The organism is Sphingomonas sp., from assembly GCF_017744835.1.
Lineage (GTDB): Bacteria > Pseudomonadota > Alphaproteobacteria > Sphingomonadales > Sphingomonadaceae > Sphingomonas.
Genome location: NZ_JAGIAM010000007.1, coordinates 95,863 through 120,499 on the forward strand (window position 1 = coordinate 95,863; position 24,637 = coordinate 120,499).

At 68.5% G+C, this 24,637-nt stretch carries 24 protein-coding genes; 10 read left to right on the forward strand and 14 right to left on the reverse strand.

What is annotated here, in order from left to right; translation table 11 throughout:
- Window position 1 precedes the first annotated feature (1 nt).
- On the reverse strand, window positions 2-622 hold the full coding sequence (gene folE, locus J7500_RS18040) for a GTP cyclohydrolase I FolE (RefSeq protein WP_294063474.1): 621 nt from the start codon (window positions 620-622) through the stop codon (window positions 2-4).
- A 215-nt stretch (window positions 623-837) separates the two neighbouring features.
- Here folE and J7500_RS18045 point away from each other — a divergent pair, with 215 nt between their 5' ends.
- A complete protein-coding gene (locus J7500_RS18045; RefSeq protein WP_294063475.1) occupies window positions 838-3,519 on the forward strand; it encodes a TonB-dependent receptor in 2,682 nt (893 codons plus the stop codon).
- A gap of 62 nt (window positions 3,520-3,581) precedes the next feature.
- Here the strand turns inward: J7500_RS18045 and J7500_RS18050 are convergent, their stop codons facing one another.
- From J7500_RS18050 to miaA, 6 genes are all read right to left on the reverse strand, one after another.
- Entirely contained in the window at window positions 3,582-4,214 is a 633-nt protein-coding gene (locus J7500_RS18050) for a YceI family protein (RefSeq protein ID WP_294063476.1), read from the reverse strand.
- 78 nt (window positions 4,215-4,292) lie between these two features.
- Window positions 4,293-4,895 carry a TMEM175 family protein gene (locus tag J7500_RS18055; protein ID WP_294063478.1) on the reverse strand — a complete coding sequence of 201 codons (603 nt, stop codon included), beginning with the start codon at window positions 4,893-4,895 and terminating at the stop codon, window positions 4,293-4,295.
- Between the two features lie 120 nt (window positions 4,896-5,015).
- Window positions 5,016-6,035: a ketol-acid reductoisomerase gene (gene ilvC / locus J7500_RS18060; RefSeq protein WP_294063480.1), complete on the reverse strand. Its 1,020-nt coding sequence runs from the start codon at window positions 6,033-6,035 to the stop codon at window positions 5,016-5,018.
- 118 nt (window positions 6,036-6,153) lie between these two features.
- Complete coding sequence (ilvN, locus tag J7500_RS18065) at window positions 6,154-6,669, reverse strand: acetolactate synthase small subunit (protein ID WP_294063482.1); 516 nt, start codon at window positions 6,667-6,669, stop codon at window positions 6,154-6,156.
- Window positions 6,670-6,673: 4 nt separating this feature from the next.
- The gene (locus tag J7500_RS18070) at window positions 6,674-8,419 is read right to left on the reverse strand and encodes an acetolactate synthase 3 large subunit (protein WP_294063483.1); all 1,746 of its coding nucleotides are present in this window, start codon (window positions 8,417-8,419) and stop codon (window positions 6,674-6,676) included.
- Window positions 8,420-8,496: 77 nt separating this feature from the next.
- Window positions 8,497-9,429, reverse strand: a complete 933-nt coding sequence (gene miaA, locus J7500_RS18075) for a tRNA (adenosine(37)-N6)-dimethylallyltransferase MiaA (protein ID WP_294063485.1) — start codon at window positions 9,427-9,429, stop codon at window positions 8,497-8,499.
- Here miaA and serB point away from each other — a divergent pair.
- On the forward strand, window positions 9,422-10,300 hold the full coding sequence (gene serB / locus J7500_RS18080) for a phosphoserine phosphatase SerB (RefSeq protein ID WP_294063487.1): 879 nt from the start codon (window positions 9,422-9,424) through the stop codon (window positions 10,298-10,300). The two genes, miaA and serB, sit on opposite strands and share 8 nt — an antisense overlap.
- Before the next feature lie 21 nt (window positions 10,301-10,321).
- Here serB and J7500_RS18085 read toward each other — a convergent pair whose 3' ends face one another.
- From J7500_RS18085 to J7500_RS18095, 3 genes are read right to left on the reverse strand one after another with little or no spacing between them, the layout of a single operon-like run.
- Window positions 10,322-10,744 carry a VOC family protein gene (locus J7500_RS18085; protein WP_294063489.1) on the reverse strand — a complete coding sequence of 141 codons (423 nt, stop codon included), beginning with the start codon at window positions 10,742-10,744 and terminating at the stop codon, window positions 10,322-10,324.
- Window positions 10,745-10,777: 33 nt separating this feature from the next.
- A complete protein-coding gene (locus J7500_RS18090) occupies window positions 10,778-11,587 on the reverse strand; it encodes a MipA/OmpV family protein (RefSeq protein ID WP_294063491.1) in 810 nt (269 codons plus the stop codon).
- Window positions 11,588-11,636: 49 nt separating this feature from the next.
- A complete protein-coding gene (locus J7500_RS18095) occupies window positions 11,637-12,545 on the reverse strand; it encodes an SPOR domain-containing protein (protein WP_294063492.1) in 909 nt (302 codons plus the stop codon).
- Between the two features lie 183 nt (window positions 12,546-12,728).
- Here J7500_RS18095 and J7500_RS18100 point away from each other — a divergent pair, with 183 nt between their 5' ends.
- From J7500_RS18100 to J7500_RS18110, 3 genes are read left to right on the forward strand one after another with little or no spacing between them, the layout of a single operon-like run.
- Window positions 12,729-13,445, forward strand: a complete 717-nt coding sequence (locus tag J7500_RS18100) for a ParA family protein (RefSeq protein ID WP_294063493.1) — start codon at window positions 12,729-12,731, stop codon at window positions 13,443-13,445.
- 10 nt (window positions 13,446-13,455) lie between these two features.
- Window positions 13,456-14,046 carry a hypothetical protein gene (locus tag J7500_RS18105; RefSeq protein WP_294063494.1) on the forward strand — a complete coding sequence of 197 codons (591 nt, stop codon included), beginning with the start codon at window positions 13,456-13,458 and terminating at the stop codon, window positions 14,044-14,046.
- A 2-nt stretch (window positions 14,047-14,048) separates the two neighbouring features.
- A complete protein-coding gene (locus tag J7500_RS18110; RefSeq protein WP_294063555.1) occupies window positions 14,049-15,386 on the forward strand; it encodes an SPOR domain-containing protein in 1,338 nt (445 codons plus the stop codon).
- 3 nt (window positions 15,387-15,389) lie between these two features.
- On the opposite strand, the gene J7500_RS18115 is transcribed toward J7500_RS18110, so the two are convergent.
- From J7500_RS18115 to J7500_RS18130, 4 genes are read right to left on the reverse strand one after another with little or no spacing between them, the layout of a single operon-like run.
- Window positions 15,390-16,610 (reverse strand): amidohydrolase family protein, encoded by a 1,221-nt coding sequence (locus tag J7500_RS18115; protein WP_294063495.1) that lies wholly within the window; start codon window positions 16,608-16,610, stop codon window positions 15,390-15,392.
- The gene (locus J7500_RS18120; RefSeq protein ID WP_294063496.1) at window positions 16,607-17,596 is read right to left on the reverse strand and encodes an aspartate carbamoyltransferase catalytic subunit; all 990 of its coding nucleotides are present in this window, start codon (window positions 17,594-17,596) and stop codon (window positions 16,607-16,609) included. Before J7500_RS18120 ends, J7500_RS18115 begins: the two co-directional genes overlap by 4 nt.
- Window positions 17,597-17,636: 40 nt before the next feature.
- A complete protein-coding gene (gene ruvX / locus J7500_RS18125) occupies window positions 17,637-18,098 on the reverse strand; it encodes a Holliday junction resolvase RuvX (protein ID WP_294063497.1) in 462 nt (153 codons plus the stop codon).
- Window positions 18,095-19,198 (reverse strand): DUF3089 domain-containing protein, encoded by a 1,104-nt coding sequence (locus J7500_RS18130; protein WP_294063498.1) that lies wholly within the window; start codon window positions 19,196-19,198, stop codon window positions 18,095-18,097. The genes ruvX and J7500_RS18130 overlap by 4 nt, the downstream gene beginning before the upstream one ends.
- A gap of 228 nt (window positions 19,199-19,426) precedes the next feature.
- Between J7500_RS18130 and J7500_RS18135 the strand changes: the two genes are divergently transcribed.
- The 5 genes from J7500_RS18135 to gatB are packed head-to-tail and all read left to right on the forward strand — an operon-like array spanning window position 19,427 to window position 24,633.
- Entirely contained in the window at window positions 19,427-21,208 is a 1,782-nt protein-coding gene (locus J7500_RS18135) for a DUF4153 domain-containing protein (RefSeq protein WP_294063499.1), read from the forward strand.
- A gap of 37 nt (window positions 21,209-21,245) precedes the next feature.
- Entirely contained in the window at window positions 21,246-21,533 is a 288-nt protein-coding gene (gene gatC / locus J7500_RS18140; RefSeq protein WP_294063501.1) for an Asp-tRNA(Asn)/Glu-tRNA(Gln) amidotransferase subunit GatC, read from the forward strand.
- Window positions 21,530-23,017, forward strand: a complete 1,488-nt coding sequence (gatA, locus tag J7500_RS18145; RefSeq protein WP_294063502.1) for an Asp-tRNA(Asn)/Glu-tRNA(Gln) amidotransferase subunit GatA — start codon at window positions 21,530-21,532, stop codon at window positions 23,015-23,017. The genes gatC and gatA overlap by 4 nt, the downstream gene beginning before the upstream one ends.
- 10 nt (window positions 23,018-23,027) lie before the next feature.
- Window positions 23,028-23,165: a hypothetical protein gene (locus J7500_RS18150; protein WP_294063503.1), complete on the forward strand. Its 138-nt coding sequence runs from the start codon at window positions 23,028-23,030 to the stop codon at window positions 23,163-23,165.
- Window positions 23,158-24,633 (forward strand): Asp-tRNA(Asn)/Glu-tRNA(Gln) amidotransferase subunit GatB, encoded by a 1,476-nt coding sequence (gatB, locus tag J7500_RS18155; protein WP_294063504.1) that lies wholly within the window; start codon window positions 23,158-23,160, stop codon window positions 24,631-24,633. Before J7500_RS18150 ends, gatB begins: the two co-directional genes overlap by 8 nt.
- Window positions 24,634-24,637 lie beyond the last annotated feature (4 nt).

Genomic DNA, 24,637 nt, shown 5'->3' on the forward strand with positions numbered 1-24,637 from the left:
ATCAATAGCCCATCAGCTTGAGCACTTCCTGCCGGCTGCGCTCGTCGTCGCGGAAAACGCCCATCATCCGGCTGGTGACCATGTTCACGCCCGGCGTGCGCACGCCGCGCGCGGTCATGCAGGCGTGGCTCGCCTCGATCACCACCGCGACGCCGACCGGCTTGAGCCCGTTCCAGATACAGTCTGCCACTTCGGCGGTGAGCCTTTCCTGCACCTGCAGGCGCCGCGCGAAGGCGTGGAGCACGCGCGCGAGCTTGGAGATGCCGACGACGTGATCCTTGGGCAGATAGGCGATCGAGGCCTTGCCGAGGATCGGCGCCATGTGATGCTCGCAGTGCGACTGGAAGGGAATGTCCTTCAGCAGCACGATCTCGTCATAGCCGCCGACTTCCTCGAACACGCGCGACAGATGGTGCGCGGGGTCCTCGCCATAGCCCTGGCAATATTCCTTCCACGCGCGCGCCACGCGCTCGGGGGTGTCGAGCAGCCCCTCGCGGGTGGGATCGTCGCCGGCCCAGCGGATGATCGTGCGTACGGCCTCGGCGACTTCGGGGGGGACGGGGAGCTTGGGCGCCGGCGCGACGAGATCGCCGTCTGCCGAACCATCGAAAATTTCCGCCATCGCTCCTGCCTTCTCTCGATCCGTTTGACGCTACGGCAACCGCCGTTCCCGTCCGAAGCGCACATGGCCCCCTCGGAAATCCGCCGCAGACCGCGGAGTCCCGCGCCTGCAGCCCGTTGACGGCGCTCTCGAATTGCAGCGATAGTTGCAACCGAAATAAAAGCAACGTCGTGGCCGGAGGGAACCGGTGCGCGACGCAGGAGAGGGGGTTCCCGATGAAGAAGTTCGACCTGCTGGCCGCGACTGCGCTCACGCTGTTCCTGGCCGCGCCCGCCTATGCGCAGGAAACGCCCGCCACCGGCGCCGCGCAGCAAGCCGCCACGGACGATTTCCAGGGTGCCAACGAGATCGTCGTCACCGCCACGCGCCGCAATGAGACGGTGCAGTCGGTGCCGATCGCGATCACCGCGATCGGACCCGAGCTGCTGCGGAATGCCGGCGTCGACAACATCCGCGACCTCGAGCAGCTCGCGCCGTCGCTCCAGAGCTCGACCGGCCAGTCCTCGGCGACCGGCACCACCATCTATATCCGCGGCATCACGACGGGCGGCGACAACCCCGGCTTCGAGCCGGCGGTGGGCGTGTTCATCGATGGCGTATTCCGCGCCCGTGCGGGCGTCGCCATCTCCGAGTTGCCCGAGCTCGAGCGCGTCGAAGTGTTGCGCGGGCCGCAGGGCACGCTGTTCGGCCGCAACACCTCGGCCGGCGCGCTCAGCATCTACACTGCCCAGCCGCAGTTCGACCTCGGCGGCTATGTCGAGGGCACGTACGGCAACTACAACGCCTATGGCGTGAAGGGTGCGATCACCGGCCCGGTGGGCAAGTCGCTCGCGCTGCGCCTTGACGCCGGCTATCGCAAGCGCGACGGCTTCATCCAGGACGCGAACAGCGATCGCGCAATCAACGACATCAACCGCTGGAACGTCCGCGGCCAGGCGCTGCTCGACACCGGCGACATCACCTTCCGCCTGATCGGCGACTATTACGAGACCGACGAGCAGTGCTGCGGCACCGTCTCGGTCGTGCGCGGCCCGTTCGCGCAGATCATCAACGGCATCGCGACCGCGCAGGGCCGCACCGGCATCTACACCGGCGCGCCGAGCGACCGCGTCCAGGGCATGTCGCCCAATCGCGACTATGCCGAGCGCGTCCGCGATTGGGGCTTCTCGGGCGAGCTCAACTGGGATTTGGGCGGCGCCAAGCTCACCTCGATCACCGCCTATCGCAACTGGCGCGCCACCCGGAACCAGGACATCGATTTCTCGGGCATCGATCGCGCCTACCGCGATGGCTACCGCACCCAGCTCCAGGACTTCACCCAGGAGCTTCGCTTCCAGGGCTCGGCCTTCGGTGGCGTGCTCGACTGGCTCGTCGGCGGTTTCTACCTCAACGAGACCAACAAGCTGCGCGACACGGTGCGGCTGGGCAACGACGGCAATCTCTTCGTCGACTCGGTGTTCAATGCACTAGCCGGCCCGTCGTTCGGCGGCCGCGTGCAGTTCTACGGGTCGCTCGGGCCGACGGTGCCGACGCCCGGCGCCGTGCTGCTCAACCCCGCGGTGCCCAACTCGCTGCCGGCGCTGAACGCAGTCTATGGCGCGCAGCTGGCGCCGCTGGTGGGCTGCTTCCGCGCACAGGCGGGCACGGCTCCGTCGAGCCTTTGCGTGATCCCCGGCTTCCCGTCGACGCCGATCCCGGGCCTGGCGGCGCTCGCCGCATCGCCGCTGCCGGCCGCCACGCCAGGGCAGGGCAACAACAACGACGATTTCCGCGTGAAGACCGACGCGTTCGCGCTGTTCACGCACAACATCATCAACGTCACCGACAAACTGTCGCTGACGCTCGGCGCCCGCTGGAACCATGAGCGCAAGGCCCTCGACGCCTCGATCAACAACAACACCGGCAGCTGCCGCTTCTTCGAGCAGGTGCGCGGCGGCAATGCGGCGGCGAACGCCTATGCCAACGTGCTCCGCCAGCTCGGCATCTTCAACAACCTGTACCTGCTGAGCTGCAACCCGGCGGTGAACACCGAGTTCAACGGCAACTATACCGACAGCTTCTCGGACGACGAGATCACCGGCACCGCCAAGCTGGCGTACAAATTCTCCGACCGGCTGCTCGCCTATGCGAGCTTCGACCACGGCTACAAGTCGGGCGGCTACAACCTCGACCAGGCGACCTTCGACTCGGTGCTGCTCGGCGGCAACGGGGCGCAGGGTTCGGACCTGCGCTTCGGCGCGGAGACCAACGATGCCTATGAGGTCGGCTTCAAGATGAGCCCGAGCCGCGCCTTCTCGCTCAACGTCGCGGCCTTCTACATGAACTTCTACGGGCTCCAGTCGCTGGTGTTCGCGGGCAACAACTTCGTCGTCCAGAATGTCGACAAGAGCATTTCGAAGGGCATCGAAGTCGAATCGACGATCCGCCCGGCGCGCGATCTCACCTTCCAGCTCGGCTACAGCTACATCAGCGCCAAGTACGACGAGTCGAACGACTTCACCGGCACACCGCTCCAGGGCCAGGAAGGCCAGCAGTTCAACAATCAGCCCGAGCACACGGTGACCGGCGCCATGACCTGGGAGCCGCGTCTCTCGGACTCGCTCAAGGGGCTGCTGCACATCGACTTCCGCTACAACAGCGAAGTCGACATCCCTTCGAGCAACCCCGATCCGGTCACCGGCCGGACGGCGATCCGCAACGAAGGCTATGGGCTGATCAACGGCAGCATCGGCCTGCAGACCAACGACGGCAAGATCCGCGGCGAGGTGTTTGTCGAGAACCTGACCAACACCTTCTACTACATCACCGGCTTCGCCGTGCCGGAGCAGACGGGCAACTTCAACGGCTACCCCGGCTATCCGCGCTTCTACGGCGCGCGGGTCCGCTTCGGCTTCTGAGCCAGCGGCCGAGCCAAGGAAAAGGGCCGGAGCAGCGATGCTCCGGCCCTTTTCTTATGCCTTTACTGCTTCTCGAACGCAGCGCTGATATCCAGGGCGACTTCGTCCGAGACCATCGGCACGCCGAAGCCAAGGCCGAACTCGCTGCGCTTGATCGTGCCGTGGGCGTGGAAGCCGACGGTTTCCGTGTTGCTGCGCGGAGCGGGGCCTGCGCCGACGAATTCGGCGTCGAGCGTCACGTCGCGCGTCTGCCCGTTGAGCGTCAGCGCGCCGAGGATGCGGGCCTTCTCGCCGGTCACCGTCACTTGTCTCGAGACGAAGCGCGCGTCGGCGGGGTTGGCGCCGAAGAAGTCGGCCGGCTTGCCGGTCTCGGCGGGCTTGAGCAGGTGCTGAGTCAGGCCGGCGTTGGCCGTGGTCACCTTGGAGACCGGGATCGTGATGTCCACCTTGGCCGCTCCCGGGTTCTTCGGATCGAGCGTCAGCGTGCCGGTCGATCCGCCGAAGATCCCGAAATAGTCGTTGAAGCCGAGGTGGCTCACGCGCCAGCCGATCAGCGTATGGTTGGGATCGGCGGCATAGGTGCCCCCGGTCAGGCGCGAGGCGTCGTGCGTGCCGGGCGCCTGCATGGCCTGTTGGGCGATCACCGGCGTGGCGACGGCAAAGAGGGTGGCGATGGCGATGGTGCGGATGCGCATACGAGGGGCTCCCTGTTCGTTGGGCAGCTGCATAATCCTCCCGGCGCCGGCCCGCGTCAAACCGGCGTTTGCGGCGAGTCAGCTTCCGAACAGCGCGTCGAGCGGGCTCTTGGGCAGGAACCAGAGCAAGGCGACGAGCGCCGCGCAGGCGAGCCCCGCCCAGGGCGAGATCAGAGTCAGCAGCATGCCGCTGCCATAGATCAGCGTGGCGACGATCCCCTTGCGCACCGAGCGCTGGTGATAGGCCTGCGCCGCCTCGTCCTGGCTGCCCGTGCGCCGGACCACGGACTGAAGCCAGACATAGGCGAAGGCCGGCAGGATCATCACGCCCATGTAGAGCAAAGTCGAGTCGCGGCTGAATTCCTGCGAGCCGAGATAGGCCGTCGCGAAGGGCACCAGCGACAGCGCGAAGAGCAGCGCGATGTTCGACCAGACCAGCGCGTTGGTCACGCGCCGCGCATGGCTGAACATGCGGTGGTGGTTCACCCAATAGATGGCGACATAGGCATAGCTGAGCGCATAGGCGACGAACACCGGCCAGAGCGCCAGCAGATGCGCCACCCCGGGCTCCTCCGGCGCTTTCATCTCGAGCACCATGATCGTGATGATGATCGCGATCACGCCGTCCGAGAAGGCCTCGATCCGCGTGACTCCGCCATGGCCTTCGGTTTCGCCGGTCATGTCGCCCCTCTCGTCAGGCAATCTTGAGCGGATGGCGGCCGGGAAGTCAAAGGCTCGAATTCCCCGCCGATTTCCCCTCCCTGTGGGCAGAGAGGGGAGTAGATCGGCGAGTGCGGTTGATCAGTTCTTGGTCTGGTCGACCAGCTTGTTGGCGCCGATCCAGGGCATCATCGCGCGCAGCTCGCTGCCGACCTGCTCGATCTGGTGGCGCTTGGCGGCGATGCGGCTGGCCTTGAGCTCGGGCTGGCCGGCGCGGTTGTCGAGCACGAAGTCCTTGACGAAGCGGCCCGACTGGATGTCGGCGAGCACGCGCTTCATTTCCTTCTTGGTTTCCTCGGTGATGATGCGCGGGCCGGTCTTGATGTCACCGTACTCGGCGGTGTTCGAGATCGAATAGCGCATGTTGGCGATGCCGCCCTCGTACATCAGGTCGACAATCAGCTTGAGCTCATGGAGACACTCGAAATAGGCCATCTCGGGGGCATAGCCCGCCTCGACCAGCGTCTCGAAGCCCGCCTGGACCAGCGCGGTGGCGCCGCCGCAGAGCACGGCCTGCTCGCCGAACAGGTCGGTCTCGCATTCCTCGCGGAAGTTGGTCTCGATGATGCCCGAGCGGCCGCCGCCGACGCCCGAGGCATAGGCGAGCGCGACGTCGTGGGCGTTGCCGCTGGCGTCCTGGTGGATCGCGATCAGGCAGGGGACGCCGCCGCCACGGACATATTCGCTGCGCACGGTGTGGCCGGGGCCCTTGGGCGCGATCATGATCACGTCGATGTCCGCCGGCGGCTCGATCAGGCCGAAATGGACGTTGAGGCCATGCGCGAACGCGAGCGCGGCGCCGGGCTTCATGTTGCCCTTGATGTCCGCCTCATAGATCGCGGCCTGGTGCTCGTCGGGCGCGAGGATCATCAGGATGTCGGCCCAGGCGGCCGCTTCCTTGTTCGGAAGCACCTTGAAGCCGGCGCCTTCGGCCTTGGCCGCGGAGGCCGAGCCGGGGCGCAGCGCGATCGCGACTTCCTTCACGCCGCTGTCGCGCAGGTTCTGCGCATGGGCATGGCCCTGCGAGCCATAGCCGAGGATGGCGATCTTCTTGCCGGTGATCAGGTTCAGATCGGCGTCGCGATCGTAATAGACACGCATTCTCTTCTCTTCCCTTTGTGATCGTCATCCCCGCGAAGGCGGGGATCCAGGGCAACAGGCCGGAACGCTCGTGACTCTGGGCCCCCGCCTGCGCGGGGGTGACGGAATGAAACGGAACTCAGGCCGCCTCGGCCCCTCTCGAAATCGCGACGATGCCGGTGCGCGCCACCTCGACGAGGCCGAGGTCGCGCATCAGCTCGACGAACTTGTTGATCTTCTCGCGGCCGCCGGTGACTTCGAACACGAAGCTGCCGATCGTCGCATCGACCACGCGGGCGCGATAGACTTCGGCGAGGCGCAGCGCCTCGATCCGGTGCTCGCCGGTGCCCCTGACCTTGACCAGCGCCAGCTCGCGCTCGACGTGCGCGCCGGCCTCGGTGAGGTCGGTCACCTTGTGCACCGGCACCAGCCGCTCGAGCTGGGCGATGATCTGCTCCATCACCGGGGCCGAAGCCGACGTGACGATGGTGATGCGGCTGATGAGATTGTCCGCGGTGATCTCGCTCACCGTCAGGCTCTCGATATTGTAGCCGCGCGCAGTGAACAGGCCGGCGATCCGGGCGAGAATGCCCGGCTCGTTGTCGACGATCACGGCGAGCGTGTGCCGCTCGGTGGTTTCTTCCTTGATGTGCATGGGTTCAGACCAGCGCCTTGGCTTCGTCGTCCATTTCGCCGGAGACTTCGGCGGACTGGAGGAGCATTTCGGTGTGGGCCGCGCCCGACGGGATCATCGGGAAGCAGTTGGCGAGCTTGGCGACGCGGCAATCGACCATCACCGGCCCGTCATAGGCCAGCATTTCCTCGATGCCGCTCTCCAGACCGGCGCGATCCTCGATGCGGATGCCCTTCCAGCCATAGGCCTCGGCGAGCTTCACGAAATCGGGCAGCGCGTCCGAATAGCTCTCCGAATAGCGGCTCTGATAGGTCAGCTCCTGCCACTGGCGGACCATGCCCATATATTCGTTGTTGAGGATGAAGATCTTGACCGGCAGGCGATATTGCGTCGCCGTCGCCAGTTCCTGGATGTTCATCTGGATCGATGCCTCGCCGGCGATGTCGATCACCAGCGCGTCGGGATTGCCGAGCTGCGCGCCGATCGCGGCCGGCAAGCCATAGCCCATCGTGCCGAGCCCGCCCGAGGTCAGCCACTTGTTCGGGGCCTCGAAGCCGAAGTGCTGCGCGGCCCACATCTGGTGCTGGCCGACTTCGGTGGTGATGATCGGCGCGCGGTCCCTGGTCGCCTCGTAGAGCGCACGGATCGCCTTTTGCGGCATGATCGCGTCCTGGCGATCCTCGAAGTCGAGGCAGCGCTTGGCGCGCCAGCCGTTGATGCGCGCGTACCATTCGGACAGGTCGGGCTTCGGATGGTTGCGTGCCTTCCAGCTCTCGATCATCGCCGCCAGTGCGTTGCCGACATCGGCGATGATCGGCAGGTCGACGCGGACGTTCTTGTTCACGCTCGAACGGTCGATGTCGATGTGCACCTTGCGGCTGTTCGGCGCGAAGGCGTCGAGCCGGCCGGTGACGCGATCGTCGAACCGCGCCCCGAGCGCGATGATCAGGTCGGCCTTGTTCATCGCCCAATTGGCTTCGTAGGTGCCGTGCATGCCGAGCATGCCCAGCCACTGGTCCGAAGAGGCGGGGAAGGCGCCGAGGCCCATCAGCGTCGAAGTGACCGGCGCGCCGGTGAGCGCGGCCAGCTCGCGCAGCAGCCGCGCGGCCTCGGGCCCCGAATTGATCACGCCGCCGCCGGTGTAGAAGACCGGGCGCTCCGCTGCGGCGAGCATGTCCACCGCTTCCTGGATCTTGGCCGGGTCGGGCTCGGTCTGCGGGCGATAGGTCTTGTGCTGGATCGGGCCCGGCGCCTCGTAGCGCGCGGTGGCGACCTGCACGTCCTTGGGGATGTCGATCACCACCGGCCCCGGACGACCCGAGGTGGCGATGTGGAACGCCTCATGGACGGTGCTGCCGAGCGTCTCGGGCGACTTCACCAGATAATTGTGCTTGGTGCAGTGCCGCGTGATGCCGACCGTGTCCGCCTCCTGGAAGGCGTCGGTGCCGATCAGCGCGGTGGGCACCTGGCCGGTGATCACCACCATCGGGATCGAATCCATCAGCGCGTCGGTGATGCCGGTGACGGCATTGGTCGCGCCAGGGCCCGAAGTGACGAGCACCACGCCCGGCTTGCCGGTCGAGCGGGCATAGCCCTCGGCAGCGTGGGTCGCGGCCTGCTCGTGGCGCACCAGGATGTGCTTGATGCGGTCCTGCTTGAAGATCGCGTCGTAGATCGGAAGCACCGCGCCGCCCGGATAGCCGAACACGACCTCCACACCGAGGTCGGTCAGCGCCTCGATCAGGATGTCTGCTCCGCTCTTCTCGGCCACTGGAACCTCCATTGCTGCAACGCACATAACATTGCCCGAGCGGCGCTGCTACCGGCACGAAAACTTCACGTCAAGCCTTATTGCAGTAATTTTCTTTCGAAAAGATCTACAAGTTTGTTGGTTTCTATCTCAGTCGTGCGCTCCCAGGCCTCGGGGGGCTGGCGGCGGAACCAGGTATATTGCCTTTTGGCATATTGCCGTGTCGCGGTCGCGCCGGCCGTCACTGCGGCGTGGGAATCGATCTCGCCGCGGAGCAGGGCGCCCATCTCGGGCACCCCGATCGCGCGGAGCACCGGCGCGTCGGCGGGGAGGTCGGTGCGCGCGAGCAGTGCCTCGGCCTCGGCCCGGGCATGGGCGATCATCATCCCGAACCGCCGGTCGATCCGCTCACCCAGCCAGTCGCGGTTGGGCAGCAGGATCAGCGGCACGAGCCGGATCGCATCGCCGATCCCGCCCTCGCGCCGCGCCTGCCATTCGCCGATCGGGCGGCCGGTCGAGCGTACCACTTCCAGCGCGCGCGCGACGCGGCTGGTATCGGCCGGGCCAAGGCGCGTCGCAGCATCGGGGTCGAGCGCAGCCAAGGCGGCATGCGCCTCCGCCACCGGCATCCCCCGGACCTCGCGCCGGACCTCGGGATCGATCTCGGGCACCGGCGCGATACCTTCGATCAGCGTGCGCAGATACATGCCGGTGCCGCCGACGAGGATCGGGAGGCGACCCTCTTCCTGCGCCTCGGCGATAGCCGCGCGCGCCTCGATCGCCCAGCGCGCAGCCGAATAGGCGTCGGCGCCGTCGACATGGCCGAACAGCCGGTGCGGCACGCGCTTCTCCTCCGCCGGCGTCGGCCGGGCAGTGAGGATGCGCAGGTCGGCATAGACCTGCATCGAATCGGCGTTGATCACGGTGCCGCGATGCTTTTCCGCGAGCGCCAGCGCGAGAGCGGACTTGCCGCTCGCGGTCGGCCCTGCGATGAGCGCCACCGTTGGAAGGTCAGGGGATCCCATGTTCATCGCGACGCTTGTAGCAGACGGTCTTGGCGCAGGGCAGCTTTCGGAAGCCGCCGACCGGCTCGCCGGCGTCGATTGCGCGCCCGGCGCGTGGCACTGGCTCGAAGAGGGCAAGGCCGCGGACCTGCTGTTCATGTCGCACCCCGGGGCTGCGCGCGCCGAGCTCGAGGGTGCGTTCCCGGCTACCGACGTGATCGTCCAGCCTGCGGAGGGGCGGAGCAAGAAACTGCTCGTCGCCGACATGGATTCGACGATGATCACCGTCGAATGCATAGACGAGCTCGCCGATTACGCCGGGATCAAGCCGCAGATCGCCGAAGTGACCGAGCGGGCGATGCGCGGCGAGCTGGATTTCGCCGCCGCGCTCGACGCGCGCGTAGCGCTGCTCAAGGGCCTCGAGGAGAGCGCGATCGACCGCTGTCTCGCCGAGCGCGTGCAGCTGATGCCGGGCGCCGAGGCGCTGGTGAAGACGATGCGGGCACGCGGTGCGCTGACCATCCTCGTGTCGGGCGGCTTCACCCGCTTCGCCGAGCCGGTGGGTGAGCGGATCGGCTTCGCTCGCGTGATCGCCAACCGCCTGCTGATCGAGGCGGCGAAGCTCACCGGCACGGTGGCCAAGCCGATCGTCGACAGCGCGACCAAGGAAACCACGCTGCTCCAGGCCCGCGCCGAGCTCGGCCTAGCGCCGTCCGAAACGCTCGCAGTGGGTGACGGCGCCAACGACCTGGCGATGATCCGCGAGGCGGGGCTGGGCGTCGCCTATCACGCCAAGCCGATCGTCGCGGCCGCCGCGGGCGCGCGGGTCGACCATAACGACCTGACGGCGCTGCTCTATGCCCAGGGCATCGCCCGCGCGGACTGGGTGACGGGCTGAGGCCTCAGCCCGCGTCGAACGTCACCACGATCGACTCTGCGCTGCGCTCCTTGGGCACGCCGTGGTACACCGCCTCGATATGTTGCCATCGGGATCGAGCACGAAGGCCGCGTAATAGCCCGGATGGTAGGACCGCTCGCCCGGCGCGCCATTGTCGCGACCCCCGGCCGCCAGCGCGGCGCGGTAGAAGTCGTCCACCATCTCGCGGTCGCGCGCCTGGAAGGCGATGTGGTGCCGCCCGGTCAGGTGGCCCGCCGCGGCCTCGCTATCGGCGGTCGATACGTACAGCTCGTCGACCCAGAAGAAATTCTCGCCGCTTCCCGAAAGCGGAATGCCGAGCGCGTCGAGCACCGAATCATAGAAGCGCCGGCTCGCCGCGAGGTCGCGCACGACGAGCTGGATATGGTCGATCAGCCGGCCGAGGTAGAGTTGCTGGAGTGCCATCGCAGTCCCTCCCGTTGACGGGGTCCCGGCGCCTCAACGCACGCCGCGACCGAAAGTATAGCTGAGCGCCAGCCCGCCTGAAAACTGATCGCGTGAGCCGAAGGCGCGGACCGCGGGCGAGCGGCTGGCGTCGGAGACGAGCCGATCATATTTCGCATAGCCCTGCAGACCCCAGCGGGGAGAGAGCTGGTAGATCGCGCCGGCCGTGGCACCCACTGCGTTGACGCCGCTCTCCGGACTGAAGGCCGGCAGGCCCGTGGCAGCCGCCTCGCGGGGGTTCACGCCGAAGAAGGTACGCTGATAAAGCGCGTCGGCAAGAGTCAGGCGCGGCCCCAGCGAGACAAGCCATCGGTCGCCGTCCCGCGCGACCAGATCGGCGCCGACATTGCCGACCCATCCCTTGTGCCCGCCGATGCCCTTGCGCGCCTCGGCCCGGAAGCGCAGCCCGGGGGTGAGCCAATATTGCGCATAGCCGCCGACTTCGACGGTGGTGCCCACTTCATCCAGATCCGCGCCGACTTCCTCGCGCGTGCGGCGGCCTTCGATGTTGAGCGCCGGCCCCGCCTCGAAGCCCCGGCTGCGAAGCAGGCTCAGCCCGAAGCTCTCGTCCGGCGCCTCGAACTCGAACGGCTTCGAGCCGCGTGTCACCGACACGTCGACGAACGGCCGCAGGCTGTGGCGATCGGCGCCGGGATAGCTCGGCACCAGCTGCGGGCCGAGCGCGACACGGTAGCGACGTGGCTCGTTCGCGTCTGCCTGGTCGCCCGAGGTCTGGGCGGAGGCGGGAAGCGAAGCGAGGGAGGGGAAAGCGAGCGCCGCAAGGGCGAGACGAGAGCGGATCATCGCCGCTCAACGAAACCTCCGCGCTTTGGTTGCTGCAGCGGCGGCGCCGTCAGCGCGCGACGGGCACGCAGGGGTTCACGCCCCGGCACCCCGCCGCGGCTTCCGCACGCGAGCCATAGGGCCCGACGAGCAGCTTGGTGAGCGCGCCGGCCTTCACAAAATAGGGCTGCCGCCCCGGAAAGCGTGTCGCCACCTGGGCCCAGAGCTTGCGGGCGTTGTTCGGGTCGCCGAACGCACCGAGCTGGACGCGCCAGCCGCCGTCGCGCGCCGGAGCCGCGGGCGCGGGGGCAGGTGCGGGCGCCCGGCCGGGCTTGGGCGCGGGAGCCGCCGGTCGCGTCGGCGCAGCTGCGGTCTTCGGCGCGGGGGGCAGGGCAATGCCGCCGCTGCCATATTGCTGCTCGTACTGCCGTGCGAGCGCCGAGCCCTTCTGACGGTCGGCGAGGGGGACATGCTGGTCCATCTGCGCCAGGGCCTTGGACGCGGCATCGAGCCCGGTCTGCGAGGCGCGGACCATCAGCGCATAGGCGCGCACCCAGTCCTTCTCGACGCTGTCGCCGTTGAAGAGCATCACGCCCAGCACATATTGCGCGCGTGCGTCGCCGCGCGCCACGCCGCGTTCGAGCCAGGGCACCGCGTCGCGGTGCTTGCCGTTTTCGAACATCGCGAGCCCGTAATAGGTCTCGGCATCGTCATGGCCCTGGAGCGCGGCCTTGCGATACCATTCCTCCGCCTGCTTCATGTCGGGCGGAACGCCGCGGCCGAGCTTGTATGCCTGGCCGAGGTTGAACTCCGCATCGGCGTCCCCGCGCGCGGCGGCAGCGCGCCACTGCGCGACGGCGGCGGGATAGTCGCCGCGCTGATAGGCGTCGACGCCCTTCTTGACTGCATCTTCCTGTGCGCAGACGGGCGCTGCGAGCAGCACCGCGCCCGCGGCAACGGCCAGCAAAGCAGCTTTCATCCGAGTCAACTCCGCGCCCCCGCGATCAAATGGATAAGCGTGTCTTAACCACGAAGTGCAAAGATATCCTTACCCGACGAGCGGTTGCGAGAGCCCCATTGTCCCCGCCTGAAACGCATTAACCTCTTCTTATCCGCCCGCATGCCAAACGGGACGCTGCATTCGGCAACGTTCGAGGGGTACATGCGCGTTCTGGCGATGGCATCGCAGAAGGGCGGGTCCGGCAAGACCACGTTGAGCGGGCACCTGGCGGTGCAGGCGCAGCTGGCTGGCCAGGGGCCCGTGGTCCTCATCGACATCGATCCGCAAGGTTCGCTGTCCGACTGGTGGAACGAGCGGGACACCGAGTTTCCGGCGTTCGCGCAGACCACGGTCGCGCGGCTCGCCGCGGACCTCGAAGTGTTGCGCCAGCAGGGCTTCCGTCTTGCGGTGATCGACACGCCGCCGGCAATCACCATGGCGATCCAGAGCGTCATCCAGGTCGCCGAGCTGATCGTGATCCCGACGCGGCCGTCGCCGCACGATCTGCGCGCCGTGGGCGCCACGGTCGACCTGTGCGACCGCGCCGGCAAGCCGCTGATCTTCGTCGTCAACGCCGCCACGCCCAAGGCCCGGATCACCTCCGAAGCCGCGGTCGCGCTCTCGCAGCACGGCACGGTGGCGCCGATCACGCTCCATCACCGCACCGATTTCGCCGCCTCGATGATCGACGGCCGCACGGTCATGGAGATCGACCCGAACGGCAAGTCCTCCGCCGAGGTGGCGGGGCTCTGGTCCTATATCAACGACCGGCTGGAGAAGAACTTCCGCCGCACCGTCTTCGCGGCGCCTTCCGCACCGGTCGCCCATTTCGGCGCAGGCCGTCCCGCCGGCGGCTTCGGCCGCCGCGTCGTGAGCTGAGGAGGGCGGCATGATCAGCAAGCCCCTCGCGTCGCTCTCTTCCGGCCTGCTCGCCCGCAAGGGCCAGGCGCGCCCCGCCATGCGCCCCCAGGGCTTCGTCGGGATGACCCCCGGCGCCCAGGTCGAGGATCTCGGCTGGAACGACATGGGCGACGAGGCATTCGCCCCCGCGCCGATGCCCGTCGCCGTCACTGCGCCGCCGGTGGTGCCCGTCGCCAAGCCCGTCGTGCTGCGCCAGATCGAGGCGCTCGACGAGCAGATCGCCCAGGCCCCCATGCCGCGCGTGGAAGAGGAAGAGCCTGCCGAGCCGGTGCACCAACTGGTGCCGAAGCCCGGTCGCGTTCCCGTGCAGCTCGACGCCCGCCCGGTTCCCGACGCCGCGCTCGCCCGCGTCGCGCGCGAAGTCGCCGCCAAGAAGGGCAAGGCCGCCTTCACGCTGCGCCTCGACCAGGAACGCCATGTGCGGCTTCGGCTCGCCTCGGCAGTCACCGGCCGCTCGGCGCAGCAGCTCGTCACGCAGGCGCTCGATCAGTTTCTCGAAACCATGACCGAAGTCGAGGCGCTCGCGCGCCAGCTCGGTTCCGCCAAGGACAATGGGTGAAGATGATGAACAGCCGCACCATGCTCAAGCTCGGGGTCTCGGCCCTGATCCTGGGCGGCGTCACCGTCACGGGCGTCGCCACCCAGGGGCTCTCGCTCTCGGCCTTCGCGGCCTCGGGCGCGAACGCCAAGAAGGCCGCTTCGGAGGCCCGGCAGGCACAGAAGGCGATCGCGCAGCGCAAGGGACACAACGCCGTCGAGCATGCCGAGCTCGCGGTCGCCAATGATCCGAACAACGCCGAATATCGTGCGCTGCTCGGCCAGGCCTATCTGCTCGCGGGCCGCTTCGCCTCGGCGGGGCAGGCGCTCACCGACGCGCTGACGCTCGATCCGAAGAACGGCGCAGTGGCGCTCAACCTTGCGCTCGCGAAGATCGGCCAGGGCGACTGGGCCGGCGCGCGCACGTTGCTCCAGGCCCACGCCGAGACCATTCCGGTGAGCGACCGCGGCCTCGCCCTAGCGCTCGCCGGCGACCCCGTCACGGCGGTCGAGATCCTGACCCCCGCGGTGCGCGATGCCTCGGCCACTGCCAAGACCCGCCAGAACCTTGCGCTGAGCCTCGCGCTCGCCGGCCGCTGGCGCGAAGCCACGCAGATGGCGGCGATGGACGTGCCGCCCGACCAGCTCGGCGCGCGCATCATGGAGTGGACCAACTTCGCGCGGCCCACCAACGCCTATGATCAGGTCGCCGCGTTGCTCGGCGTGCGTCCGATCGAGGACGCGGGCCAGCCGGTCGCGCTCGCGCTCTCGCAACAGCCCAACGTCGCGGTCGCCGCAGCGGCAACCGCGCCGGCTGCCGATCCGGTCGACGCCTATATGCCGGGCGCCACGCCCGCCCCGGTCGAGCAGGCTGCAGTCGAAGCGCCTTCCGAACCGCAGGCCGAGCCCCAGCAGGTGGCCGGCACCGGGCCGCAGGTGGTCTTCGGTGCGCGCGATGAGATCGTCCAGGCGGTCCCCGCGGCTCGCGTTCCCGCCGCGGTTCCGGTGCGCGTCGCTTCGGCGACCCAGCCCGCGCGCACGGCGACGGCGCCGCGCCGCGCCTCGGGCAACCACTATGTCCAGCTCGGCGCCTATGTGAACGCCGCCGTCGCCCGCGACGCCTGGGCCCGCTACACGCGCCGCGTCTCGGCCCTGAACGGCACCACGCCGCAGGGCGCGCAGGTCTCGACGCGCGCCGGCAATTTCTACCGGCTCTCGGTGGGCGGCTTCGCGCGCACCGATGCGGACGCGCTCTGCCGCCAGGTGAAGGCGAGCGGCGGCAATTGCTTCGTCCGCGTGGCCGCGGGCGACACGGTTGCCAGCTGGGTCAAGCCCGGCAGCCTGCAGGTCGCCTCGCGCTAAGCCTCAGTCGACCGGCGTGCCGCCCTTGAACAGGCGTAGCACCTTGCCCTGAACCGGGAGCCCGTCGAACGGCGTGTTGCCGGCGCGGGCCTGCATCGCGGTTTCGCGGATCACCCAGGGCGCATCGGGGTCGAGCACGATCAGGTCGGCCGGCTTGCCGGCCTCCAGCGTGCCGGTGTCGAGCCCGAGCACGCGCGCCGGATTGGCGGCGAGCAGCGCGAACAGCCGCTCGATCGGCAGCACTTCATCGCGGACCAGCCCCAGCGACAGCGCGAGCAGCGTCTCGGCGCCCGACATGCCCGGCTCCGCATCGGCGAAGGGCAGGCGCTTGGCCTCGGGCCCTCGCGGGTCATGGCCCGACCCGATCACGTCGACCGTGCCGTCCTTCACCGCCGCGAGTGCCGCCTGGCGATCGCTCTCGTCGCGGAGCGGCGGGGAGAGGCGCGCGAAGGTACGGAAGTCGCTCACCGCGATGTCCGAGAGCAGCAGATGCGCCGGGGTGATGCCGCACGTGACCGCCACGCCGCGCCGCTTGGCCGCGCGGATCAGGTCGAAACCGGCGGCGGTGGTGACCTGGCGGAAATGGATGCGTGCCTGCGTCTCCTCGGCGAGCGCCAGGTCGCGCGCGATCGCCAGTGCCTCGGCGATAGCCGGCGCGGCGGGCAGGCCGAGGCGCGTCGCGGTCTCTCCTGCGGTGGCGACGGTGCCGTCTGCGAGCCCCCCGTCCTCGGCATGCGCGACGACGGTGAGCCCGCAGTCGTGCGCATAGGCGAGCAGCTTGCGCATCGTCCCCGAGGAATCGATCCAGCGCCGCCCGGTCGCGACTGCGCGCGCGCCGGCCGAGGCGTTGATCGCCATCTCGCCCAGATCCTCGCCTGCCAGCCCGCGCGTCGCGGCGGCCATCGGATGCACCCAGAGCTGGGGCTTGCCCGACAGCGCCGCGCGGCGGACGATGCCGGGATCGTCGAGCACCGGCGACTGATCGGGCATCAGCCCGACGCGCGCGATCCCGCCGGCGCGGCACGCCGCCTTGTCGACCGCGAACACGCCCAGATCGACCAGGGCAGGGGCCAGGGTCTTGCCCTGCAGATCGATACGCTCGGCGTCCGAAGGCACGTCGAAGCCGCCGACCGCGGCGATCGTCTCGCCGTCGACCAGCAGTCCGCCCGTGGAGACTCCGCCCTTGGGGCAGACCAGCCTCGCGTTGAGGAAAGCCGTCTTCATGCCCAGCCCTCCACCCCGCGCGCGCGTCGCGTCAGCACGTCGAGGCAGGCCATGCGCACCGCCACGCCCATTTCCACCTGCTCGGTGATCGCGCTGCGCTCCGGATGGTCGGCGACGCTCGATTCGATCTCGACGCCCCGGTTCATCGGCCCCGGATGCATCACCAGCGCGTCGGGCTTGGCGCGCGCCAGCCGCTCGGGCGTGAGGCCGTAGCGCATGTGGAACTCGCGCGTGGAGGGGATGTAGCCGCCCGCCATCCGTTCGTTCTGGACGCGGAGCATCATCACCACATCGGCGCCCTCGAGCGCCGCGTCGAAATCGGTGAAGGGGGTGACGTACATCCGCTCGATCGCGGGCGGCATCAGCGTCGAGGGGGCGACGACGCGCACCTCGGCGGCGAGCGCAGTCAGCGCCAGCATGTTGGAGCGCGCGACGCGGCTGTGGAGGATGTCGCCGCAGATCACCACACGCTGCCCCGCGACGCTGCCGCGCCGGCGGCGGATGGTGAGCGCGTCGAGCAGCGCCTGGGTCGGGTGCTCGTGCCAGCCGTCGCCGGCGTTGAGCACGGGGCAGTCGACCTTGTCGGCGATGAGCTGCACCGCGCCCGAGCTCATGTGGCGGATGACGATCACGTCGGCGCGCATCGCGTTGAGCGTCACCGCGGTGTCGATCAGCGTCTCGCCCTTCTTCACCGAGCTTTGCGCCGCGTGCATGTTGACCACGTCGGCGCCCAGCCGCTTTCCAGCGATCTCGAACGACAGCAGGGTCCGCGTCGAATTCTCGAAGAAGGCGTTGATCTGGGTGATGCCCTCGAGCCGCTTGTCGCTCTTGGCATGGGTACGATTCGCCTCCACCCAATGCTCGGCCTCGTCGAGCAGGAAGACGATCTCGTGCGGCTGGAGTCCCGCGATCCCGGTGAGATGCCGGTGCGGGAAAGCGGCGCGGCCAGGGAGCTGCGCCGCGGGACTGTGATCGGAAGCTTGCATTAAAGCTGCGGCCTAGACCCGGCGGGGCGGGGAGGCAAGGTCAGGCATTCACCAGCGCGTCGATCGCGGCCTGGAGGATGTGCGCGGCGGCCATCGAGTCGATGCGCTCGGCGCGCTTGGCGCGGCTCAGGTCCTGCTCGATCATCACCCGCTCGACCGCGACGGTGGACCAGCGCTCGTCCCACAGCAGGATCGGCAGGTCCATGTCGTCGAGGTTGCGGGCAAAGGCGCGCGTCGACTGGGTGCGCGGGGAGTCGGTGCCGTCGAGGTTGAGCGGGAGGCCGATCACCAGCCCCTTCACGGCCTGCGCCCCGATCAGCTCGGCGAGCGCGGCCTTGTCCTTGGTGAACTTGGTCCGCCGGACCAGCTGCGCCGGGCTCGCGAAGCTCCAGCCCGCGTCGCACAGCGCCGTCCCGATCGTCTTGGTGCCGACGTCGAGCCCCAGCAGCCGTCCGCCGGCGGGGAGCGCGGCGCGGAAATCGGCGGTGACGGTAGTGATCATGGCCGGTACGCCGCGAGCCGTCGCTCGGCGTCCTTGCGGACATTGGCCCAGAACAGGCTGTAGTCGAACACGTGGTAGTTGTTCCCCGGCAGCACATATTGGCCGAAGTCGGGCGCGGCGGCGCCGATGCTCAAAATGCCGCGGCCGACGCATTTGGCCGGGACGCGCCCGGCCACCAGCCGCGCCGCGGTGAAGCTCGCCTCGGGGATCAGCGTACCCAGGTTCGCCTCCGCAGGGGCTTCGTCGCCCGGCTTGCCGGTGATCGGATTGGTGCACAGCATCGGCGTGCCCGCGCGCGGCTTGCCGGTGAAGCCCGCGCTCGCGTCGAAGGCGTCGAGCAGCAGCGAGGGTTCGGCCGGTTCGCCGAAGCTCTGCCATGAGAGAATGCACCCGGCCTGGTCCGGCCCGGCGCAGGGGGGAAGCCCCATGCGCGGCAGGTCCGCGGTCAGCGACACCGGCCAGCCGACGACATAGGCCGCGACGATCCGGCGGGCGATCGGCTTGTCGGCGACTCGGTCGACGAGCAGGCGGGCGAGATGCAGCGCGCCTTGGCTGTGGCCGGCGAGGATGATCGGCCGGTCGCCCGCTTCCTTCACGAACTGGTCGAACGCCGCGAGCACGTCGCGATAGGCGAAGTCGAGCGCCTGCTGCGCCTGTGCCTTGCTGGTCAGGAAGGCGCCGAACGTCGCCTGGCGATAGCGCGGCGCCCAGATCGCGCCGATCGAATTGAACGCGCTCGCCTGGCCGCGCAGGAACAGCTCGGCACGGCTGTTGGCGTCGGCATTGTCGAGCGGCGCGTTCCACGTCTTGGTGTCGAGGAACGAGGTCGGGTGGATGAAGAACACCGCGGCCGTCGGGTTCGCGGCCGGCTTGTACCCCTCGGGCACCCACAGCGCCGGGTTGCCGGGGCGGTCGGGCCGGGCGATCCACATGTCGGCGCGTGCATAGGCGTTGGGGGCGGGCGGCGGCAGCGCCACCACTTTCCCCGCGGGCACCATGAACTGGCGCATGAGCTGCACACCGTAGAAACGGTAGGCAAAGGCGGCGGCGAGGGCGAGCACGATCAGGCCTGCAACGACATAGAGGAACTTCCGGGCCAAGCCCATCTCCATTGTGCGATGCAACATAAACGGGAAGTGTTGCAATCGCGTTCCGTGGCGCACGGTTGTGAAGGATGCAACCGCGTTGACGAACCAGGGGCTCTCGCCGATGCTCCGTGCCGTACGGGGGACGAACGGGCGTTTTCAGCAAAGCCTCAGCCTTTGCTCATGCCGCTCAGGCGCAGGCGGGAGCATCCCGGCGCCACGTCCGGCTTTGGAGGTGGGGCAATGCAGGCAGGGGAAGACACGGGCGCCGCAGCGCAGGCGCCGGACTGGCCGCTGCGGCCGCTGATCCTCGCCGGGCTCGGACTGGTCGCCGGACTGCTGGTCCATTTGGTGATGAGCGGCGTGCGCTTCGAGTATCAGCTCAGCGCGGTCCAGGCCGCTTCGATTAGCGGGATCGCGCTGGCCGCCGTGCTGACGGGCTTCACGCTCGAGCGGCGGCTCTGGTGGGCCTCGATCCTGTTCTCGCTTGCGACGGCGCTGGTGGCCGCGCTGGTGATCTACTGGAACGGCTCTCCCGGAGGCTGGAGCGCCAGCGAAGGCTGGCGGACGATCAGCCTGCTGCTCGCCGTCGCCATCGCCGCGCCGCTCTTCCAGGCCGCGCGGGACGAGAACGCGCCGCGCTTCCCCTATGCCACGGTACACGACCACGCCTGGACCAACGTCGTGCTCTGGTGCGCATGCTGCCTGTTCGTCGTCATCGTCTTCCTGATGGCGTGGCTGCTCTCGGCGCTGTTCGAGCTGATCAAGATCCATCTGCTGTGCGAGCTGCTGGAGAAGGAATGGTTCTGGCGCGCGCTGATCGGGCTGGCCTTCGGCGCCGGGCTGGGGTTGCTGCGCGAGAACGACGCGGTCGTCCGGCTGCTCCAGCGCGTCGTGGCGACCGTGCTCGCGGTGCTGGCGCCGGTGCTCGCGATCGGGCTGGCGCTGTTCCTGCTCGCGCTGCCCTTCACCGGGCTCCAGGCGCTGTGGGACGCGACCAGCGCGACCACGCCGATCCTGCTCTTCTGCGTGGTCGGGGCGCTGATCCTCGCCAATGCGGTGATCGGCAACATGCCCGAGCACGAGCGCCGCTTCCCGCTGCTGCGCTACGGCGCGATGGTGCTCGCGGCCACGATCCTGCCGCTCGCGATCATCGCGGCGATCGCGACCGGGCTTCGCATCGGCCAGTACGGCTTCACGCCCGAGCGCCTCTGGGCCATGGTGTTCGTGACGCTCGCCTGCCTTTACGGCGCCGCCTATCTCGTCTCGCTGGCGCTGGGCCGGCTCGGCTGGGCGGCGCGAGTGCGACCGGCCAACCTTGCGCTGGCCTTCGTCACTTGCGGCATCGCCCTGCTGCTGGCGACTCCGCTGGTGAGCTTCAACGCCATCTCGACTCGCGATCAACTCGCCCGCCTCGAATCGGGCAGGGTGAAACCGGAGGAATTCGACTGGCGCGCGCTCGCCTTCGATTTCGGCACGCCGGGCAAGGCCGCGCTCGAGAAGCTGCGCCGATCGGCCAACGCAACCATCCGCGCCGGTGCGGAGAATGCCGCGCGGGCGGACAGCCGATGGGAAGTGCAGGCGGGAGACGAAGCCGGCAGGCGCCGCGCGGAAACGGCGAGGAACGTCAGACTATTGCCGAAGGGGGGCGCCATGCCTGCAGGGCTACTCGAAACGATCGCGTCGAGCGCCCAGTGCAGCGGCAACAGCAAATGCACTCTGTCCCTGCTTGGCGCTCAGGAAGCCCTGCTGTTCAGCGACCAGTGCTTCGAGAGGGGAGGCGTCAGCCGCACCGACAGGAAGACCGGCAAGACTATTTCGGGATATTCAGACTGCGGCATCATGTCGCGCTATGTTCTGATCGACGGGAAATGGGCGGAGCCGACGACGGACTTCGGCAAAGTGATTCCGGGCGATCCGGGGCCGCGCGGCGCCGCCTACCGAGAAGGGCGGATCGAAATCCGCAAGGTGGAGCGCCGTCAGGTGTTCATCGGCGACGTTCCTGTCGGGGAAGCCTTCGAATAGGTTGCGCGGCGCGCCTGCGCTCTGTTAGGCGCGCCTCATGTCCGTAGACACTGCAACCGTGAAGAAGGTGGCCAGCCTCGCGCGCATCGCGATCAGCGATGCCGACGCCGAGCGCCTTGCGCCCGAGCTCAACAACATCCTCGGCTGGATCGAGCAGCTCGGCGAGGTCGATACCTCGGCCGTCGAGCCGATGACCGCCGTGATCCCCAACACCCTGCGCCTGCGCGACGACGTGGTGACCGAGGGCGCCCAGCGCGACGCGGTCCTGCAGAACGCGCCCCAGGGCGAGCACGGCTTCTTCACCGTGCCGAAGGTGGTCGAATGAGCACGAACCTGACCGACCTCGGCGTCGCGGCGCTGCGCGACGGCGTCCGCGCCGGCACCTTCTCGGCGCGTGAAGTGGCCGATGCGTTCATCGTCGCAGTGAGCAAGGCCAAGGCGCTCAACGCCTTCATCGTCGAGACCCCCGAGCATGCGATCGCGGCTGCCCAGGCCGCCGACGAGGCGCGCGCCGCGGGCGAGACGCTCAAGCCGCTCGCCGGCGTGCCGATCGGCATGAAGGACCTGTTCGCCACCAAGGGCGTGCAGACCACCGCGGCCAGCCACATCCTCGAGGGCTTCAAGCCGGTCTATGAATCGACCGTCTCGGGCAAGCTGTGGGAAGCCGGCGCGGGCATGCTCGGCAAGCTCAACCTCGACCAGTTCGCGATGGGCTCGTCGAACGAGACCAGCTATTTCGGCAACGTCATCTCGCCGTGGCGGCGCGGGGGCGGGGACAATGCCCCGCTCGCGCCGGGCGGCTCGTCGGGCGGCAGCTCGGCCGCAGTCGCGGCGCGCATCGCGCCCGGTGCGACCGGCACCGACACCGGCGGCTCGATCCGCCAGCCCGCCGCCTTCACCGGCATCAGCGGCATCAAGCCAACCTATGGCCGCTGCTCGCGCTGGGGCGTGGTCGCCTTCGCCTCGTCGCTCGACCAGGCCGGACCGATGGCGCGCGACGTGCGCGACTGCGCGATCCTGCTCGAGAACATGGCCGGCTTCGACGCCAAGGACTCGACTTCGCTCGACCTCCCGGTGCCGCAGTGGGAAGCCAATCTCTCCGCCGACCTGCGCGGCAAGAGGATCGGCATTCCCAAGGAATATCGCGTCGACGGCATGCCCGCCGAGATCGAGGCGCTGTGGCAGCAGGGCATCGACTGGCTGAAGGACGCCGGCGCCGAGATCGTCGAGGTCTCGCTGCCGCACACCAAATATGCGCTGCCGGCCTATTACATCATCGCGCCGGCCGAGGCTTCGTCGAACCTCGCGCGCTATGACGGCGTCCGCTACGGCCTGCGCGAGCTGCCCGAGGGCGCGAACCTGCAGGACATGTACGCCGCCACGCGCGCCGCCGGCTTCGGCGACGAGGTCAAGCGCCGCGTCCTGATCGGCACCTACGTTCTCTCCGCGGGTTTCTACGACGCCTATTACACCCAGGCGCAGAAGGTCCGCACGCTGATCGCGCGCGACTTCGAGCTGGCGTGGAACCAGTGCGACCTGCTGCTGACGCCGACTGCGCCGTCCGCGGCGTTCGCGCTCGGGGAAAAGTCGGCCGATCCGCTGGCGATGTACTTGAACGACGTCTTCACCGTGCCGAGCTCGCTCGCGGGCCTGCCGGCGATGAGCGTTCCGGGCGGTCTCGATGCGGGCGGGCTGCCGCTCGGCCTCCAGATCATCGGCAAACCGCTCGACGAACAGGGCGTGCTCAACGTCGGCCTCGCGATCGAGCAGCGCGCGGGCTTCACTGCGCGGCCGGAGCAGTGGTGGTAACTTGGGACTGGTGATCGACTTCATTGTGACGTCGATCGCCGAGTTTTTCGGCTGGCTCGTGTACGACCTATGGAAGGAACGTCGCGATGAACGCCGGCTCAAGCGCGAACAGCGCAAGAAGCGAAACGGACCGATAGATTATGGTTGAGAGCAGCTACCGCATCAAAGGCGACACCGGCGAATGGGAGGTCGTGATCGGCCTCGAGGTCCACGCCCAGGTCACCTCCAACGCCAAGCTCTTCTCGGGCGCCGCGACCGAGTTCGGCGCCGAGCCCAACTCGCAGGTCAGCCTGATCGACGCGGCGATGCCCGGCATGCTGCCGACGCCGAACCGCGAGTGCATCCGCCAGGCGGTGCGCACCGGCATGGCGCTGGGCGCGGTGATCAACAAATGGTCGCGCTTCGATCGCAAGAACTACTTCTACGCCGATCTGCCGCAGGGCTATCAGATCAGCCAGCTCTACCACCCGTTGGTGGGCGAGGGGACGATCGAGATCAGCCTCGACGAGAAGAACCCCGATGCCGATGTAAAGAAGATCGGCATCGAGCGCATCCATGTCGAGCAGGACGCGGGCAAGCTGATGCACGATCAGCACCCGACGCGCAGCTATGTCGACCTCAACCGCGCCGGCGTGGCGCTGATGGAGATCGTCTCCAAGCCCGACATGCGCTCGCCGCAGGAAGCCGGCGCGTACCTGGCCAAGCTCCGCTCGATCCTGCGCTATGTGGGCAGCTGCGACGGCAACATGGATCAGGGCTCGATGCGCGCCGACGTCAACGTCAGCGTCCGCAAGCCCGGCGAGCCGTTCGGCACGCGCACCGAGACCAAGAACGTCAATTCGGTCCGCTTCGTGATGCAGACGGTCGAGGTCGAGGCGCGCCGCCAGATCGAAGTGCTCGAAAGCGGCGGCCGCATCGTCCAGGAAACGCGCCTGTTCGATCCGGACAAGGGCGAGACGCGCTCGATGCGCTCGAAGGAAGACGCACACGATTACCGCTACTTCCCCGATCCCGACCTGCTCCCGCTCGAGCTCGAGGACGCCTTCCTCGACGAATGCCGGGCGAGCCTGCCCGAGCTGCCCGACGCCAAGCGCCGCCGCTACGAGGCACAGGGCATCACGCCGTACAACGCCGGCGTGCTCACTGCCGATGTCGACACCGCGCGCTGGTTCGACGCGCTGCTGGAGGCCGGCGCCAAGCCGGTCCAGGCCGCCAACTGGGTGGGCGCGGAGCTGTTCGGCGCGCTCAATCGCCTCGGCAAGGACATCACCGAAAGCCCGGTGAGCCCGGCCCAGGCCGCCGAGCTGCTCGGCCTGATCGCCGACGGCACCATCTCGAACACGCTCGGCAAGCAGGTCTTCGAGATCATGCTCGAGACCGGCCAGGGCGCCACGCAGATCGTCGAGGAGCGCGGGCTCAAGCAGACCAGCGACACCGGCGCGATCGAGGCAGTGATCGCCGACGTGCTGGCCAAGAACCCCGGCCAGCTCGAACAGTATCGCGGCGGCAAGGAAGCGCTGTTTGGCTTCTTCGTCGGCCAGACGATGAAGGCGATGCAGGGCAAGGCCAATCCGGCGGTGGTCAACGAGCTGCTCAAGAAGGCGCTCGCCGGCTGAGTCC